Annotated in this window: 17 protein-coding genes; 12 read left to right on the forward strand and 5 right to left on the reverse strand. The window is 35.4% G+C overall.

Translation table 11 applies throughout. The annotated features are described in order from the left end of the window. The first annotated feature begins 166 nt into the window (after positions 1-166). From J2Z81_RS12500 to J2Z81_RS12510, 3 genes are all read left to right on the forward strand, one after another. Entirely contained in the window at positions 167-952 is a 786-nt protein-coding gene (locus J2Z81_RS12500) for a prepilin peptidase (protein WP_029267345.1), read from the forward strand. 139 nt (positions 953-1091) lie between these two features. Next, positions 1092-1319 carry a hypothetical protein gene (locus J2Z81_RS12505; RefSeq protein WP_029267342.1) on the forward strand — a complete coding sequence of 76 codons (228 nt, stop codon included), beginning with the start codon at positions 1092-1094 and terminating at the stop codon, positions 1317-1319. 76 nt (positions 1320-1395) lie between these two features. After that, the gene (locus J2Z81_RS12510; RefSeq protein WP_029267340.1) at positions 1396-2703 is read left to right on the forward strand and encodes a DRTGG domain-containing protein; all 1308 of its coding nucleotides are present in this window, start codon (positions 1396-1398) and stop codon (positions 2701-2703) included. Positions 2704-2755: 52 nt separating this feature from the next. On the opposite strand, the gene J2Z81_RS12515 is transcribed toward J2Z81_RS12510, so the two are convergent. After that, complete coding sequence (locus J2Z81_RS12515) at positions 2756-3046, reverse strand: YtpI family protein (protein WP_029267338.1); 291 nt, start codon at positions 3044-3046, stop codon at positions 2756-2758. 104 nt (positions 3047-3150) lie between these two features. Between J2Z81_RS12515 and J2Z81_RS12520 the strand changes: the two genes are divergently transcribed. Continuing rightward, positions 3151-4098, forward strand: a complete 948-nt coding sequence (locus J2Z81_RS12520) for a DHH family phosphoesterase (RefSeq protein WP_029267337.1) — start codon at positions 3151-3153, stop codon at positions 4096-4098. 49 nt (positions 4099-4147) lie between these two features. Here J2Z81_RS12520 and J2Z81_RS12525 read toward each other — a convergent pair whose 3' ends face one another. From J2Z81_RS12525 to J2Z81_RS12535, 3 genes are all read right to left on the reverse strand, one after another. Beyond that, on the reverse strand, positions 4148-4339 hold the full coding sequence (locus tag J2Z81_RS12525) for a hypothetical protein (protein ID WP_029267335.1): 192 nt from the start codon (positions 4337-4339) through the stop codon (positions 4148-4150). Positions 4340-4420: 81 nt separating this feature from the next. Continuing rightward, complete coding sequence (ytrI, locus tag J2Z81_RS12530; RefSeq protein WP_226371476.1) at positions 4421-4924, reverse strand: sporulation membrane protein YtrI; 504 nt, start codon at positions 4922-4924, stop codon at positions 4421-4423. Continuing rightward, positions 4924-5256: a YtrH family sporulation protein gene (locus J2Z81_RS12535; RefSeq protein ID WP_029267330.1), complete on the reverse strand. Its 333-nt coding sequence runs from the start codon at positions 5254-5256 to the stop codon at positions 4924-4926. Before J2Z81_RS12535 ends, ytrI begins: the two co-directional genes overlap by 1 nt. A gap of 171 nt (positions 5257-5427) precedes the next feature. Here J2Z81_RS12535 and dnaE point away from each other — a divergent pair, with 171 nt between their 5' ends. The 8 genes from dnaE (at position 5428) to J2Z81_RS12575 (ending at position 16200) form a co-directional block, all read left to right on the forward strand. Beyond that, entirely contained in the window at positions 5428-8781 is a 3354-nt protein-coding gene (gene dnaE, locus J2Z81_RS12540; protein ID WP_226371477.1) for a DNA polymerase III subunit alpha, read from the forward strand. Between the two features lie 167 nt (positions 8782-8948). Continuing rightward, entirely contained in the window at positions 8949-10184 is a 1236-nt protein-coding gene (locus J2Z81_RS12545) for an NAD(P)-dependent malic enzyme (protein WP_029267327.1), read from the forward strand. A 21-nt stretch (positions 10185-10205) separates the two neighbouring features. Next, complete coding sequence (locus tag J2Z81_RS12550; protein ID WP_029267325.1) at positions 10206-10838, forward strand: FadR/GntR family transcriptional regulator; 633 nt, start codon at positions 10206-10208, stop codon at positions 10836-10838. A 169-nt stretch (positions 10839-11007) separates the two neighbouring features. Then, positions 11008-11874, forward strand: coding sequence for an acetyl-CoA carboxylase, carboxyltransferase subunit beta (gene accD / locus J2Z81_RS12555; protein ID WP_029267323.1), 867 nt, complete (start codon positions 11008-11010; stop codon positions 11872-11874). After that, complete coding sequence (gene accA, locus J2Z81_RS12560; protein WP_029267321.1) at positions 11874-12836, forward strand: acetyl-CoA carboxylase carboxyl transferase subunit alpha; 963 nt, start codon at positions 11874-11876, stop codon at positions 12834-12836. Before accD ends, accA begins: the two co-directional genes overlap by 1 nt. 154 nt (positions 12837-12990) lie before the next feature. Further along, positions 12991-13950 carry a 6-phosphofructokinase gene (gene pfkA / locus J2Z81_RS12565; RefSeq protein ID WP_029267319.1) on the forward strand — a complete coding sequence of 320 codons (960 nt, stop codon included), beginning with the start codon at positions 12991-12993 and terminating at the stop codon, positions 13948-13950. 13 nt (positions 13951-13963) lie between these two features. Continuing rightward, positions 13964-15724 (forward strand): pyruvate kinase, encoded by a 1761-nt coding sequence (pyk, locus tag J2Z81_RS12570; protein ID WP_029267317.1) that lies wholly within the window; start codon positions 13964-13966, stop codon positions 15722-15724. A gap of 86 nt (positions 15725-15810) precedes the next feature. Beyond that, positions 15811-16200 carry an FxsA family protein gene (locus J2Z81_RS12575; protein WP_226371478.1) on the forward strand — a complete coding sequence of 130 codons (390 nt, stop codon included), beginning with the start codon at positions 15811-15813 and terminating at the stop codon, positions 16198-16200. 4 nt (positions 16201-16204) lie between these two features. Here the strand turns inward: J2Z81_RS12575 and ytvI are convergent, their stop codons facing one another. Then, positions 16205-17311 carry a sporulation integral membrane protein YtvI gene (gene ytvI / locus J2Z81_RS12580; protein WP_029267313.1) on the reverse strand — a complete coding sequence of 369 codons (1107 nt, stop codon included), beginning with the start codon at positions 17309-17311 and terminating at the stop codon, positions 16205-16207. Positions 17312-17449 lie beyond the last annotated feature (138 nt).

Raw genomic sequence — 17449 nt, forward strand, 5'->3', positions numbered from 1 at the left:
CCCCGCAGGAAATGGGTTTCTTCCGAGGTGGCTCAAGCCATGCCCGCGGAAAGCATCCGCCAGCAGTGAAGGGTAACGGAGTTACGCTCAAAGTGCTATTAGGTAGATTGAAAATAATTAATAAGAAAATATTTAAGACTAAACATATTATACGAGGGGGAATGTTATGGAGGTTTTGGTTGCTATTTTCTTTTTTATATTCGGCCTCGTTTTTGGCTCATTTTTTAATGTGGTAGGGTTACGTTTACCGGTAAATAAAAATTTTTCTACTGATTTTTCCATTTGTCCAAATTGTAAACATCGACTTTCATGGATCGACTTGATTCCTGTCTTATCATTTATTATACAACGAAGCAAATGTCGTTATTGTAAGAGTAAAGTATCATATATTTACCCAATGGGTGAAACAGTTACAGGAATTTTATTTACAGTTAGTTATTTAAAATTCGGTTTTACACTTGAACTCATTACGGCTTTGTTAATCGTATCCATGCTAATGATTATTTTAATATCGGACTTAACATTTATGGTAATTCCAAATAAAGTCTTGCTGTTTTTTTTACCTTTATTTACAATTGCTCACATTCTCCAGCCACTCCATTCGTGGTGGGCATCGATTGTCGGGGCACTCATTCCCTTTGGTATGATTGCCATAATCATTATAGTCAGTCGAGGGGGTATGGGAGCAGGTGATATGAAGTTGTTTGGAGTCCTCGGATTTATTTTAGGATTAGAGAAAACCTTACTCACTTTTTTCCTTTCCTGTTTAATTGGTGCGATTGTCAGCACTCTGCTGTTATTTTTAAACATCCTCAAACGCAAACAGCCTTTTCCCTTTGGACCGTATATTATTATAGGAACATTGATTTCTTACTTTTATGGAAATGAGATTATTACCTGGTATGTCAATCTTTTATTCCCTATTGATACACAAGCAAGTCTCACCGCATGAATTTCCACTTTACTGATCCCACAATATACCATCAAATTCCAATAATAGAAAGAACGAAGCTAAACTCCACACTTGTTCTTATTTAATACTTCCATTCATAAACTAAATTATATAATTGGAAAGGGAAGGGGAGATTAATTTGCAGCACTATGCAATTTTACGTCTATTACTAGCTGGATTTTTTCTATATTTTGCGTGGCCATTGATTCCAGAAGCAACAACACAACTAGAAATTGTTTTTTGGGGAACCTGGCTAGTATTCTTTTTAGTGGTTGTCGGGGCAAATTTGGCAACTCTTTTACAAATGACACTGCCTCCAGTTATGGAACAGGATAGAGCTAAGCAACGCCAAACCCAGAATCATTGAGGTTCTATTCAATCAACTGTATAATAAGAAATAGTTAATGTGACTATTACAGTTGAGGCCGGGTGAGTAAAGTACTATGAAAACGAAACATGAACAAATAATAGAGCATATTATATCGCTTCAGGTAGGGAATAAAATATCGGTTAGACAAATCGCAAAAGATTTAAATGTAAGTGATGGAACTGCATATCGTGCGATTAAAGAAGCAGAGAATCAAGGTTTAGTAAGCACAATCGAACGTGTTGGCACCATACGAATTGAACGTAAGGAAAAAGAAAACTTTGAGCGCCTTACCTTTGCAGAGGTGATCAATATTGTGGATGGACAAGTTTTAGGAGGTGGAGATGGCCTTCATAAAACATTGAACAAATTTGTAATCGGTGCCATGAAACTTGATGCGATGATGCGCTATACTGCTGCGGATTCTTTATTGATTGTAGGTAATCGGATGAAAGCACAAGAGCTAGCTTTAAGTGCGGGTGCTGCAGTATTAATAACTGGCGGTTTTGATACAGAGGAACATATTAAACGTTTAGCAGATGAAAAACAGTTGCCGCTTATTTCAACAAGTTACGATACGTTTACAGTAGCCACGATGATAAATCGTGCCATCTATGACCAGCTAATAAAAAAAGAAATAATATTTGTTGAAGATATCGCGACATCTTTTCAGAAGGTTTATTATTTAGATGCCAAAAATACAATCGCTGATTGGTATCGATTAAATGAACAGTCAAAACACTCAAGGTTCCCTGTTGTTGATAAAAAAAGACAGGTTATTGGCATGGTAACTTCAAAAGATGTTATTGGACAGGAAGATCATGTATTTATTGAAAAAGTTATGACAAAAAATCCTTTAGTTGTTCAGGGAAAAACTTCTCTGGCATATGTTGCACATATGATGGTATGGGAAGGTATTGAATTGGTTCCGATCGTGGATCAGTCTTATCAGTTCCAAGGAATTGTCTCTAGGCAAGATGTGTTAAAAGCATTGCAGCAAATTCAGCGGCAACCTCAAGTGGGAGAGACAATTGATGACATTGTATCGAGTGATATTATGACGGTTGAAGCGGATCAGACAATTTTCCAAACGACAGTTACACCTCAAATGACTAACCAGTTAGGAACGTTGTCTTATGGTGTATTTACAGCTTTAATTACTGAGGCAAGCAGCAGATTACTATTACATGTTAAAAAAAGTGATTTAGTTGTGGAAAATTTGACAGTCTATTTCATTAAACCTGTGCAAATTGATAGTAGACTGATTATCAAACCACATCCACTGGAAATTGGTAGAATTTATGCGAAAATTGATGTAGAAATCTTTAATGATCGTAAACTAGTAGGAAAAGGATTAATCATGGCCCAATTAATTGACCGCTAAAAAGTGAAAAAGCTGACTACTTAAGCAGTCAGCTTTTCTCTTACAAACACGCTTAAGCGTTTAATCTTTTCCATTCCTTCTGGTAGTGTTTTGTTTCTTTTAAACCAGTAATCAATTGCATTCCGCCAAGAATTAAGAAAACAATTCCTATAAAAAGTGAAAAGCGTGTTTGGTAAAATAAGTATTGATTGATACCAAAAAAGAAAACAAAACTTCCAAGGCAAATTCTAGATTTTGCATTGAAATATGCTTGTGTAAGAGGATCTTTGCTTTTTACTATTGCGACTTTATAATATACATAGAAAACAATTGACAGAACGATAATAATTGGAAAAATAATCATATCATCTACTCCTGCTAAAGATTTCTTACTTTCTTTAACTATTGTAGCTTGTTTTAGCTTATTTAGCCAGACTGAAAAATTATAAAATTGAATGGGGAAATGAAATGACTATTAAACAAATAATTCAAACTATTAAAGAATACGAATCGATTATAATTCATCGCCATGTTCGGCCAGATCCTGATGCCCTTGGTTCGCAAGCAGGTTTAAAGGAAATAATTAAACAATCCTTTCCTGATAAAAAAGTGTATATCGTAGGTGAAGAAGATCCAGCTCTTCACTTCTTAGTAAGAATGGATCAGGTAGATAACGAGGAATACGAACGAGCGCTCGTTATTGTGTGTGACACAGCAAATGTAGATCGCATTAGTGACGAACGATATCGACTTGGTGAACAAATCATTAAGATTGATCACCATCCGAATGTTGACCAATACGGGGATATCAGGTGGGTAAATACATCAGCGAGCTCTACATGTGAAATGATTTACGAATTTTACTTACAAGCCAGGGATGAAGGTTTTCAACTAAATGACGATGCAGCCCGGTTGATTTATGGTGGTATTGTAGGAGATACTGGCAGATTTTTATTTCCAAACACGACGAAAAAAACATTTCAATATGCAGCTGAACTTGTATCTTATAATTTTGATCGAGTAAATTTATATACAAACTTGTATAGTATAAAAGACAATATAGCAAAATTAAAAGGTTATATATTGCAAAACTTTAAATTATCTTCATCAGGTATGAGTAGTATAAAAATAACAAAAGCTATTTTAGAAGAATACGATATAACCCCAATGGAAAGTAGTTCTTTAGTCGGTACTTTAGGCGATATTGAAGGAATCAATGCATGGGCTATCTTTATAGAAGAAGAGAATTTGATACGTGTACGCCTCCGTTCAAAAGGACCGGTTATTAATGATATTGCCGCTAAATATAATGGTGGAGGTCATCCGATGGCGGCTGGTGCTTCCGTGTATTCATGGGAAGAAACGGATAATGTTATCCAAGATTTAGAACAGGTTTGCAGATCCTATGTTGATTAACATCACGCTGATCTTACAGTGAGATCAGCGTTTTAAAATAGCATTTCACTTATTCTTGATCCGATATAGGGATAAACCAGCACCCAATATTCGTACGATCACAATGTACCTGTAAATTATACTTCTTAATGTCACGTAATAATAACCGGATTAGCTCATATGATTCTGCATAGGCTGACTGTCCCTTTTTAAGCTGCTTCATTTTTTCATCTCTGATTTGCCGCTCATTCATAATGAACATCATACTCCTTCCCTTTACATTAGAATCTAAGTATCCATCAAAAATGATTATATGATACGGGACAGGAAAATGATGACTATTTTAGGATGAGATTTTTGCTTTTGCAGTTATCTTTACTTTTTTTGCGATGGTTAATTGTTTGATTTCAAAATAATAGTTGAGATCGTCTATAGAAAAGGTTTTATTTTCAATTGTTGATAAAAGAAGCTGATCATTTTCAGCAACAACGGAAATGTCTTGTCCGATAATGTGATTTATTTCTTGTTTTATCATTTCTTCTAATTGATGTACGATCAAGCGTTCTAAACGAAGCTGTTTTTTGTTTGTTATATTTATTTCAATGGAATCAATGGTGTATGATTCCTTTGATTTTTCATCTAAATCTTTTTTATCCTGCAACAATACTTCATTTTGTTTTTCTAGTTCTGTTAACTCTGATTGTAAATTTAAATTCTGCTCAACTAAGCGCTCATACATTGATCCATACATATAGATGAATATACAATATGCAATAATGCCCCCAAAAAACATACCAATAAAGAACCGCTGCCAGCTTTCTTTTTTATGATAAGGAGGAATATGCATTAGGCAACATCCTCCTGAATAAGCCAATTAAGCAACACAATCGCGGCTTTTACGCCACCCATTGCTGATATAATAAATAAGATTTGTTTAATGAGGTCGATTGTTGACCCATCAAGTAATCCTCTTTCAAAATTAGCAATAGCGTCAAATGTACCTCCGATTGCAGCCACGATTGCCCAAATACGTAACCCTCTTGCAATTCGATTCATTGCTGTCAAAGGGGCTTCTCCAGTAACAAATGATCCGATGCTGCCAATGACAGCACCACCCATAATTACTCCAAAAGCAATAAAAAAGCAATGAATAAAAGTAACAAAAAATCGTTCTTCCATTTTAAGACTCCTTTGAAAAGTCGTAGTCATAAAAATATATGAAAGAAAAGGACAAGATATGTAAATTCTTTATAATTCATTCACAATCAAAATTTCTGCTTAAGTTTGTTCAGATGCATGTAATTCTTAGATTCGTTATAATATATTTAGAGAAATTGAAGGCGGGATAGCATGTCTTTTACACACTTGCAAGTACGCAGTGGATATAGCTTAATGAATAGTACCATTACAATCGAAAAACTAGTTAAAAGAGCTAAAGAATTAAATTTTAAGGCGATAGCCCTTACAGATGAAAATGTCTTATATGGAGCCATTCCTTTTTTTCAAGCCTGTAAATCAAATGGATTGAAACCTATTATTGGGATGTTAACGACAGTTGTAAGTTTAAATCAGGAAAAAGATCAATGTATCTTGTTAGCCAAAAATAACGATGGATATAAAAACTTAATGAAGTTAAGTACATATATTCAAATGAATAAAAAGGACTCGATTGACAAAGAAGCGTTAGGTTCATTGACAAGAGATCTTTTGTGTATTCTTCCGGTACAAAATAGTGCATTAGCGACTCTACTATATAATTATCAACAAGAAGCAGCAGAGTCTTATGTTGATGCATGGAAAGATATGTTTTACACGGGTGATTTTTATTTAGGAATCCAAGATCATGGACGTGAGGAAGAACGAAAGCTGCATAAATTAATAAAAGCTTTTCACAAAATAAAACAAATTCCTGTCGCTGCGCTTAATGATGTTCGTTATCTTGATGAAAAAGACGACGTTGCTTATGATTGCTTACAAGCAATGAAAAGAGGGGAACGCTGGTCTTTAAAAATTACTAATCCAGCGGTGAAACAGCACCATTTACGGACAACCGAAGAAATGGATCAATTATTCGGATCCTTTTGGCCAGAAGTGATTAAGGAAACAGAAAGCATTGTCAAAAAATGTGACGTTTCGTTCAACTTTAACAACCGGATAATGCCTACTTATCCTGTTCCGGGACAAATGGACTCGCATATCTATTTGGATAAAATATGCTGGCGCAATGTAAATCAAAGGTACAGTGCGATAACAAAAGAAATTTCTGATCGACTGACGTATGAACTGAAGGTTATTAAGTCAATGAAATTTAGTGATTATTTTTTAATCGTATGGGACTTTATTTCTTATGCGAAGAAAAATAATATTATAGTTGGCCCAGGGCGTGGTTCTGCAGCTGGCTCCTTGGTGGCTTATGTATTAGGGATAACTGATGTAGATCCAATTAAATATGGTTTATTATTTGAACGATTTTTAAATCCGGAACGAATTACAATGCCTGATATTGATATTGATTTTTCGGACAACCGGAGGGATGAAGTAATTGAATATGTGCGAGAGAAGTACGGAAAAGAGCATGTTGCACAAATCATTACTTTCGGTACTTTTGCTCCCCGATCTATATTAAGAGAACTAATAAAAACAATTGGTATTAATCAACCCGATGCTTATTTCATCATGAAACACATCCCTACAAATGCGCAAAAAAGAATTGTGAATTATGTAGAGGAGTCAAATGAACTTAAGCAATATATTAAACAGTCGGAAAGCTTAAAATTGCTATTTACAATAGCGGAAAAGTTAGAAGGTTTGCCAAGGCATGTATCAACACATGCAGCGGGAGTCGTTATTAGCGATAAACCTTTAGTAGAACACGCTCCGTTAACTACTGGCTCAAATGAAACAAGTTTAACACAATATTCAATGAATCATCTAGAAGCTATTGGGTTGCTAAAGATTGACTTTTTAGGTTTGCGAAATTTAACATTGTTAGAAAAGATTATTCGATCAGTTCAATTTTCAAGAAATAAAGATATTTCATTACAAGAAATTCCATTGACTGATTCTAAAACATTCGCTCTTTTGCAAGAAGGGAACACAAATGGAGTTTTTCAACTAGAATCGAACGGTATGAAACAAGTACTAAAGAACTTAAAACCTACCGAATTTGAAGATATTGTTGCAGTTAATGCGTTATTTCGACCAGGACCAATGGAGTATATTCCTGTTTATACAAAGCGGAAAAACAAATCTGAACAGGTTGCATATCCTCATCAAGATTTAGCGTCTATTTTAGAGAAAACCTATGGTGTATTAATCTATCAAGAGCAAATTATGCAAATCGCCCATCAGATAGCTGGGTTTACACTTGGCCAAGCCGATATTTTACGGCGAGCTGTTAGTAAAAAAAATGAAATCGTAATGCAGGAGCAAAGAGAAGCATTTGTACGAGGGTGCTTGCAAAATGGATATGAAAGAAAAATAGCAGAGCAAATATTTATGTGGATAGTAAAATTTTCTAATTATGGCTTTAATAGAAGTCATGCGGTTGCATATAGTAAAATTTCATATCAGTTAGCTTTTTTAAAAGCGCATTACCCAGCGAATTTTTTTGCGGAATTATTGAGTTCCGTTGCCAATCAACAAGATAAAATTGACCTTTATATTAAAGAAGCAAAAGGTTTGAAACTATCAATAGTATCGCCATCAATAAACAAAAGTTACGGGAAGTATACGGTTGAAGGAGAGTCAATCCGAATCGGTCTCCTTTCTGTCAAGGGAATTGGTGGTCAAGTGGTTAAAGAAATTATTCGTGCTCGTAAGGAGAAACCATTTAAAAGTTTATTCGATTTTTGTTTACGTGTTTCATTTAAAGTAATAAATAGGCAAGTGCTCGAAAATCTTATTTTAGCTGGAGCATTCGATGAATTGTACCCAAATCGTGCGAGTTTGCTTGCAACGATTGATCCAGCTATGGAACAAGGAGAGCTGTTCCGTGAATTTAAGGATCAAACTGCTTATTTTAAAGACCAAATAAATTTAGATGCTACCTATATCAAAATGGATGATTTTAGTCAGATAAGGAGATTGACATTTGAAAAAGAACTCTTAGGAGTTTATGTGTCCAGTCATCCATTAAAAGATTATAGAACGAAGCTTAGAAAAAATGGTTATATCACGATGAGCAATGCCAAAAAATTAACAGGAAAAAACAATCTTAAATGCGCAGTAATCGTTCAATCCATTAAAACCATTCGAACGAAACGTGGTGATCCAATGGCATTCATAACCATTGGAGATGAAACTGCCGATATGCAGGCGGTAGTTTTTCCAGAACTTTATCGAAATAAAGGAAAATGGCTAAAAGAAGAAATGATGATTTTTGTATCCGGAAAAACCGAAATAAGAAATAATAGTGTGCAATGGCTGCTTTCAGAAATCGCCCCTTTTGATACAAGTGTTTTAAATCAAGAAACTTCACATCGTTTATTTATCAAATTAACGCAAAAGCATAGTGAAGAGGCATTATACTGGCTGCGGAAAATTGCTTGTAAATTTCCAGGAAGTACGCCGATAATAGTGTACCATGAAGAGAGCAGACGCACTTATAAACTAACCGGTAATTATTTTATAAATCCAAATAATGAGTGTATACAAGTTCTAAAAAATTATTTTGGCAAGAGAAGTGTTGTTTTAGAAAGATAAACAAAAACTTTACAGATTATTCCTATCTGTTATAATTAAATGATTAAGTGGTCTGACCACCTTGTGAACGCATGAAAAAAATAGTACTATTTTTTATTAAAAGTATTTTATGAAGATGAATGGCCATAAATCATAGATAAATTTTTATAAGAGGGAGCGAGTAAAGCATGACAAAATTAAGAGATGAAGCATTACATGTTCATAAAACAAATAAGGGGAAACTTTCGGTACAGTCGAAGGTTCCTGTTCGCAATGCAAAAGATCTAAGCTTAGCATACTCCCCGGGAGTTGCAGAACCATGTAAGGAAATTTATGATCGCAGAGAGACTGTGTACGATTATACAATGAAGGGAAATATGGTTGCTGTAGTAAGTAATGGATCAGCGGTTTTGGGATTGGGAAATATTGGACCAGAAGCTGCTTTACCGGTAATGGAAGGTAAATCAGTGCTTTTTAAAAGCTTTGCAGGAGTGGATTCATTTCCGATTTGTCTAGAAACAAGTGATGTTGATGAGGTTGTTCGTACAGTGAAGTTAATGCAACCAACCTTTGGCGGAGTAAATTTAGAAGATATTGCTGCGCCTAACTGTTTTATTATTGAGGAGCGTTTAAAGAAAGAAACGAATATCCCTATTTTTCATGACGATCAGCACGGTACAGCCATTGTGACAGTAGCTGGATTAATGAACGCTTTAAAACTTGTAGGAAAATCATTCTCAGATATAAAAGTAGTAGCTAATGGTGCAGGTGCAGCAGGTATTGCAATTATTAAACTACTTTATAATCTTGGGGTACGAGAAGTTATTATGTGTGATTCCAAAGGAGCTATTTTTGAAGGTCGTGCCAATGGCATGAATGAGGTTAAAGAACAAATAGCTACGAAAACGAATAAGGAAAGAAAACAAGGATCTCTTGAAGAAATGGTAGAAGGGGCAGATGTATTTATAGGTGTATCTGTTGGTGGGGCCTTAACACAAGATATGGTAAGGAAGATGAATGATGATCCAATAATTTTTGCCATGGCTAACCCAGATCCGGAAATATTACCGGAGGATGCAAAAAATGCAGGCGCAAAAATCATTGGTACTGGTAGATCAGACTTTCCTAACCAAGTAAATAACGTACTTGCATTTCCAGGTATTTTTCGCGGTGCTCTAGATGTACGGGCGACACGTATTAATGAAAAAATGAAAGTTGCAGCAGCTGAAGGCATTGCTTCCCTTATCAATAATGATGAATTAAGTGAAGATTATGTTATACCTGCCCCTTTTGATCCACGTGTAGCACCAATTGTAGCTTCAAGTGTTGCTAAGGCAGCTATGGAATCCGGTGTTGCAAGAATACAAGTAAACCCTGAAGACGTTGCTGAAAAAACTAGACAATTGACAGAAATAAATAAATAGATTTTGTCAAAGGGAGGAACCATGGCTGTGTCCATGTCACCTAAGCAGAAGGTATATCAAGGAGTATTAAAAGAAATTCGCCAGTTTATTGATAACAATCAATTGGAGTCTGGCGATAAACTGCCTTCAGAAAGGGAATTGTCCGAAAAATTACAAGCGGGCAGATCCTCTATTCGGGAGGCTTTACGTGCATTGGAATTATTAGGGTTGATTGAAACAAGACATGGTGAAGGAACTTACTTAAGTACATATCGTTCACTTCAAACCGTTGAGTTATTATCCTCTTTTATATTACAAAAAAGCGTTACGAAAGGCGATTTGTTTTCAACAAAAAAAATGTTGGAAAAAGAAGCTGCGAAACAGGTGTTTTACGATCTTGATGAAAATGATTTGGACAGGCTACGATCAATTATCGATAATTCAGAACTTCTTCCATACGATAAACATGTTATGTTTTTTGAGTATTTATTTGATAAAACTAAAAATCTGTTGTTGAAAAAAGTATGGCAACTCATGGAGAGGTTTTCATTTACCATTAATAAAAGCTATTATAAGCCATCTTTTTATGAAGAGCTACTCCAAAATTATATGACTAATCAATATGGGCTGATTGAAAACTTATTTAATGGGGTGGTTTTACCTTATGAAGATTAATGTTACACAGATAGAGATAATCTTTTTATGCCTGTGAAACTTTTTAACACATCGACCTTTTACGACACCTTTTATCTATTAGTTCTACTATACTTAAAAAGTATAACTACAATCGCTTCTGTTATCATTACTTGGTGCGCCAGGGATTGTTTAAAAAGGAGGAATAACCTTGCTTAAGGATTTTTTTGGCAAGAAAAGCAAGAAAAGAAAATACGCATCCATACCAAGTGAACATTCAAAATTAGATGTTCCAGAAGGGTTAATGCAAAAATGTACAGGATGTTATAAAATTTACTATCGTAAAGAAATGCAAAAAAACCTCAACGTTTGCCCAAATTGTGGAAAGCATCACCAATTAAAGGCCTGGGAACGGATTGACAGTTTATTCGATGAAAATACATTTCAAGAATGGGATAAACAATTAATATCTATTAATCCACTTGGTTTTCCGGAGTATGAAAATAAACTTGAAAAAGATCGGGAGAAAACAGGGATAAATGAAGCCGTTGTAACCGGAAAAGGATTGATAGAAGGTAACATTACAGCATTTGCTGTTATGGATGCTAGTTTTCGTATGGGCAGTATGGGTTCGGTTGTCGGCGAAAAAATAGCGCGTGCGATTGAAAGAGCAAAGGACGAATCGCTGCCTTTTATTATATTTACAGCCTCTGGCGGAGCTAGAATGCAGGAAGGCGTACTAAGTTTAATGCAAATGACTAAAACTTCGGTCGCTATTGAAAGATTTTCCAAAGCCCAAGGCTTAATGATTTCAGTTATGACACACCCTACAACGGGTGGTGTATCTGCTAGTTTTGCCTCTTTAGGTGATTATAATTTTGCTGAACCTGCAGCATTAATTGGTTTTGCAGGAAGACGTATCATTGAACAAACGATTCGTGAAAAGCTTCCTGAAGACTTCCAGACTTCTGAATTCTTACTCAAGCATGGTCAATTAGATAAAGTAGTTCATCGACACGAGATGAAAGAATTACTTAAAACGTTAATTGAAATGCATCAGAAGGGTGGCAGGAAATGATGAAACAATTGCTGGAATTTGAAAAACCAATTATAAATCTTAAAGAAAAAATAGCTGAATTAAAATCACTTACAAAAGATAGTGAGCTTGATCTTACAGACGAAATTAGTACGTTAGAGAAAAGATTACAACTGCTAGAAGATGATATATATGGAAATTTGAAACCTTGGGATCGGGTCCAAATGGCAAGACATCAAGAACGCCCTACTACTTTGGATTACATAAATGCATTGTTTACTAATTTTATTGAAATGCATGGAGATCGTCTGTTTGGTGATGATGCTGCTATTGTGTCGGGAGTTGCTTATTATAAAGATGAACCAGTTACAGTTATTGGGCATCAACGCGGCAAAGATACCAAAGAGAACATTCGCAGAAATTTTGGGATGCCTCATCCCGAAGGTTACAGAAAAGCGCTACGGCATATGAAGCAGGCGGAAAAATTTAACCGTCCTATTATATGTTTTATAGATACTAAAGGTGCTTATCCAGGAAAAGCAGCAGAAGAAAGAGGGCAGAGTGAAGCAATAGCACGAAACTTAATGGAAATGGCAGGTCTGACTGTCCCAATTATATGTATTGTAATTGGTGAAGGCGGAAGTGGAGGTGCTCTTGGATTGGGAGTTGGTGACCAAATCCACATGCTTGAGAATTCTACTTATTCGGTTATCTCCCCGGAAGGTGCAGCAGCACTACTATGGAAAGATGCGGGATTAGCTCAAAGGGCAGCGGAAACAATGATGATCACTTCTTATGATTTAAAAAAGTTAGGGATTATTGATGAAATTATTCCGGAACCAAGAGGTGGGGCACATCGTGATGTTAAGTTGCAAGGTGAAAATATTAAAAAGGTATTAGACCAATCATTAGAATTATTACGCAAGTATTCGACAGATGAATTGCTAGAAAAAAGATGGGAAAAATATAAACAAATTGGTGAATATAGTATGCTTGAAAATTAGTAGAGGTTGACATAATCGTCAACCTCTACTAATTTTCCTATTCAATAAAAGCGATTGTTTAAAATTAATTAATTGATATTTTATAGTATTACGCTTATCTTTAAATTAGGAAAGCAATGTTAAGCCATAGAAGTGCTTGATTTGAGGTGAAATAATGAAAAAAATAGGTGTCTTAACAAGTGGCGGGGATGCTCCTGGTATGAATGCAGCCATTCGAGCTGTCGTTAGAAAAGCTATTTATCATGGTATAGAAGTTTATGGTATAAAAAATGGCTTTCAAGGTCTTATCGAAGGAAATATAAGAAAAATGGAAATAGGATCTGTTGGCGATATTATTCATCGTGGAGGTACAATGTTATATTCTGCGCGTTGTGATGAATTTAAAACAAACGAAGGTCAAAAAAAAGGAATTAATCAATTAAAAAAAATAGGGATTGAAGGTTTAATTATAATTGGAGGAGATGGAAGCCTTCGAGGAGCACAAAAACTAAGTGAAAAAGAATTTCCATGTATCGGTATCCCTGCTACGATTGATAACGATATAGCAGGGACAGATTTTACGATTGGATTTGATACAGCGCTTAACACTGTTATTGAAGCAATTGATAAAATTCGCGATACCGCTACTTCACACGAACGGACTTACGTCATTGAAGTAATGGGGCGAGATGCAGGGGACATAGCATTATGGGCTGGTCTTGCTGATGGAGCAGAAAGTATTTTAATTCCAGAACAGCCAAATGAATTTCCAGATGTGATTAATCGGTTAAGAAGGGGACATGAACGTGGAAAAAAACACAGTATTATTATTTTAGCTGAAGGTGTTGGAAGTGGGGTTGAATATGGTCAGCGTATTCAGGATGCTACCGACTTGGAAACTCGTGTAACTGTGCTTGGACATTTACAACGTGGAGGTTCTCCAACCGCAGCAGACCGCGTCTTAGCAAGTCGTCTTGGAGCACAAGCGGTAGACCTATTGCTTTCAGGTAAAGCAGGATTAATGGTAGGGTTGGAAAACAATAACTTAGTTCATCATAATATATTACGTATTTTAGAAGAAGAGCATATGATTAATTTTGATATGTATCAATTATCGAAAGAGTTATCTATTTAGGAGGAAATGAAACATGAGAAAAACAAAGATTGTTTGTACGATTGGACCTGCCTCTGAGTCTATCGAAACATTAACGCAATTAATTGAATCAGGAATGAACGTAGCACGCTTAAACTTTTCCCATGGTGATTTTATAGAACATGAACAGAGAATTAAAAATATTAAAGAGGCCGCAAGAAAAGCGGGTAAAACCGTTGCGATTTTGTTAGATACAAAAGGACCAGAAATCAGAACAGGTGATTTTATAGATGAAGAAACACAACTAACTGAAGGAAATATCGTCTATGTAACAATGAAGGAAATGCAGGGTACCGAAGAACGATTTACAGTGACATACGGTGGATTAATTAACGATGTGTTTAAAGGGGCAAACATCTTACTGGATGACGGACTTATTGCTTTAGAGGTTTTAGATATCGATAAAGAAAATCAAGAAATAAAAACAAAAGTACTTAATTCAGGTATTATTAAAAGTAAAAAAGGGGTGAATATCCCAAACGTACAGGTCAATTTACCTGGTATAACAGAAAAAGATGCAAAAGATATTGAATTTGGAATCCAACAAGGTGTCGATTTTATTGCTGCATCTTTTATAAGGCGTCCTTCGGATATTTTAGAAATAAAAGAATTGCTTGAAGAACATAATGCAACGCATATCCAACTTATTCCTAAAATAGAAAATCAGGAAGGTGTCGATAATATTGATGGAATTTTAGAAGCTAGTAATGGAGTAATGGTTGCTCGTGGTGATTTAGGTGTGGAAATACCTGCAGAAGAAGTACCGCTTGTACAAAAAGAATTAATCAAAAAATGCAATAATGTTGGAAAGCCAGTGATCACAGCAACGCAAATGCTAGATTCCATGCAAAGAAATCCCCGTCCAACAAGAGCGGAAGCCTCAGATGTAGCAAATGCTATTTTTGATGGTACAGATGCAATTATGCTTTCAGGTGAGACTGCAGCAGGGCACTATCCAGTAGAATCGGTCCAAATCATGAGCAATATTGCCCTTAAAGCAGAAACAGCCATAGATCATAAAGGTGTTCTTAGAGCTCGTTCTAAGTCGGTAGATATGACAATGACAGATGCTATAAGCCAGTCGGTTACACATACTGCGACAAATTTATCGGTTAGTGCGATTATTACCCCGACAGAGAGTGGTCACACTGCACGAATGATCTCGAAATATCGACCGAAGGCTCCAATTGTTGCAATCACATTTTCTGATGTTGTTAATCGTCAATTATCGTTAGTATGGGGTATACATCCGGTTCAAGGGAAACAGGTCTACTCTACGGATGAAATGTTAGACATTGCAATTGATCGCGGTTTAAGTACGAACCTTTTTGAACGTGGAAGTAAAGTAATTATTACGGCTGGTGTTCCAGTAGGAGAAAGTGGTACAACGAATTTAATGAAAGTTCATGTGATCGGTGATATTATTGCAAGAGGTCAGGGAATTGGAAGACGCAGTGCATATGGAAAAGTTGTAATTGCAAAGAATGCTGAAGAAGCTCTTGCAAAAGTAGATGATGAGGATATTCTCGTAACTTATGGAACGGATAGAGATATGATGCCTGCTATCGAAAAAGCTAGTGGAATTATTACAGAGGAAGGCGGATTAACTTCACACGCGGCTGTTGTTGGGTTAAGCCTAGGTATTCCGGTCATTGTAGGGGTAGAAAATCTCTTTGATTTAATTGAGGATGGAAATGATATCACGATCGATGGTGCAAAGGGAGATATTTATCAGGGACATGCAAGTGTACTATAATTAAAACGTAGATCAAAAAATGTCTCGTTTAGGGGAATAATAAACAATAATTCTTCTAACTAAAGACAGTGAAAGGGTGAAGTAGTATGCGGTGGTTACTACTTATACTACTAATTTTACCAGCATTAGAAATTGGTGTGTTCATATGGGCTGGAGGTATTATCGGGCCATGGTGGGTTGTTGGATTGATCTTACTAACGGGAGTTGTTGGCGTGGCAATTGCCAAGCAGCAGGGGACCGAAACATTGAGAAGGGCAAGAATAACTATGAGTCACGGGCATGCCCCTACTGAACAAATCATGGATGGCATATGTATTTTCATTGGCGGTGTATTTTTATTTACACCCGGCTTTATTACGGATATAGTAGGGTTTCTTTTGGTTTTGCCTTGGAGTCGAATCCCTTTTAAAAATAATTTACGGAAATTTATTAATCGGATAATAAATAAGAATACAATTATTTATCGTAGATGGTAATTTACTAACCTTTGATAAATTGCCACACTTGCTTTGCAATTCCCGTTTGATAAATCACATGTAATACAACAAGTAATAGCGGGGCTAATATTAATCCAATAAAGCCCCATAGCTGGATGCAGATAAAAAGCGAAATAAGCGTTGCAAGCGGGTGTAATCCTACATTCATTGAAAGTAATTTCGGCTCAATGATTTGGCGCAATATTGTTACAAACATATAGAGGAAAGTTAAGTTTATCGTTAATGAATAATTCTCACTAAAAAATAAAAAAATAATCCAAGGAATAAAAATGATTCCTGTCCCAATATAAGGTAATAAATCAACCACCGCAGCTATTAATGCGATTGTAAGAGCGTGATCTACTTGTATCATTAAAAATCCTATATATATACTGCCACATGTAATAGAAACGAGCAGAAATTGTGCCTTGATAAATCCAAACAGAGCTTTTTTTAGGTGAATAACCATATTTTTTCCCGACTCACTCATTGCATTAGGTATTACCTTTTCGATGGAGTACTTTAATGTATACCAATCATTTGTTATAAGGAAAGTTGATAATATAATAAAAATAAAAATTGTAATAGAATTAGGAAGCATAGACAAAAAAACAGGTATTTTTAACAGTAAATTTTTTAAGATAAGAGCTCCAGAAGATGATATTTGGTTTATAAATTGTTGAATATTTTCATTTAAAGTTATTTGCTGTGACGAACTTAAAGAATGAAAAAAAGATGTAAACTTATGGTATAAAGGTAATATGTTATCTTTTAAAAATCTTTCAAAAAAGCTTACAAAAGTTTGTAAATGGGCTGGTAAGTGCTCAGCTAAATAGGTTGTACCCTGAATGATTTCACTGAAAAGTAAGATGCCTATTCCAGAGGTGATTGCAAAAGTAATAATGATGGTAAGGCCAGTTGCCAAACTACGGGGAAGTTTCATTTTGATTTCCATCATCGTTACAATTGGATTAAGAGCAGCAGAAAAAAGTATAGCAATTAAAAAAGGCAAAAGTAAAAAGAATGTATATTTTATCATAAAATATATACTTAAAACCACACTAATAACTAAGAGGAGCCTTAGCATTCTGTGTATCAATTGCTTGTCCATATCAATAACCTCATTTGCTTATGCAATTTAAAAGCCTTTGTAATATTACATATGCTGCCTTAGCAAAAAAAAGAAGGTAATTTTCTAATGAGATGAACTGCAATTATGTTTTATTTATGTGTAATTTATTATAACTTT

This window comes from Virgibacillus alimentarius (assembly GCF_017874635.1).
GTDB classification, from domain to species: domain Bacteria; phylum Bacillota; class Bacilli; order Bacillales; family Amphibacillaceae; genus Virgibacillus_B; species Virgibacillus_B alimentarius.

Coding starts and splice junctions, on each gene's coding strand:
- pfkA (WP_029267319.1), top strand. CDS start 12,991: ATGAAAAAAATAGGTGTCTTAACAAGTGGCGGGGATGCTCCTGGTATG.
- J2Z81_RS12525 (WP_029267335.1), bottom strand. CDS start 4,339: ATGTTCATTATGAATGAGCGGCAAATCAGAGATGAAAAAATGAAGCAG.
- J2Z81_RS12545 (WP_029267327.1), top strand. CDS start 8,949: ATGACAAAATTAAGAGATGAAGCATTACATGTTCATAAAACAAATAAG.
- ytvI (WP_029267313.1), bottom strand. CDS start 17,311: ATGGACAAGCAATTGATACACAGAATGCTAAGGCTCCTCTTAGTTATT.
- pyk (WP_029267317.1), top strand. CDS start 13,964: ATGAGAAAAACAAAGATTGTTTGTACGATTGGACCTGCCTCTGAGTCT.
- J2Z81_RS12535 (WP_029267330.1), bottom strand. CDS start 5,256: ATGGAAGAACGATTTTTTGTTACTTTTATTCATTGCTTTTTTATTGCT.
- J2Z81_RS12510 (WP_029267340.1), top strand. CDS start 1,396: ATGAAAACGAAACATGAACAAATAATAGAGCATATTATATCGCTTCAG.
- accA (WP_029267321.1), top strand. CDS start 11,874: ATGAAACAATTGCTGGAATTTGAAAAACCAATTATAAATCTTAAAGAA.
- J2Z81_RS12575 (WP_226371478.1), top strand. CDS start 15,811: ATGCGGTGGTTACTACTTATACTACTAATTTTACCAGCATTAGAAATT.
- dnaE (WP_226371477.1), top strand. CDS start 5,428: ATGTCTTTTACACACTTGCAAGTACGCAGTGGATATAGCTTAATGAAT.
- J2Z81_RS12520 (WP_029267337.1), top strand. CDS start 3,151: ATGACTATTAAACAAATAATTCAAACTATTAAAGAATACGAATCGATT.
- J2Z81_RS12550 (WP_029267325.1), top strand. CDS start 10,206: ATGGCTGTGTCCATGTCACCTAAGCAGAAGGTATATCAAGGAGTATTA.
- ytrI (WP_226371476.1), bottom strand. CDS start 4,924: ATGCATATTCCTCCTTATCATAAAAAAGAAAGCTGGCAGCGGTTCTTT.
- J2Z81_RS12500 (WP_029267345.1), top strand. CDS start 167: ATGGAGGTTTTGGTTGCTATTTTCTTTTTTATATTCGGCCTCGTTTTT.
- J2Z81_RS12515 (WP_029267338.1), bottom strand. CDS start 3,046: ATGATTATTTTTCCAATTATTATCGTTCTGTCAATTGTTTTCTATGTA.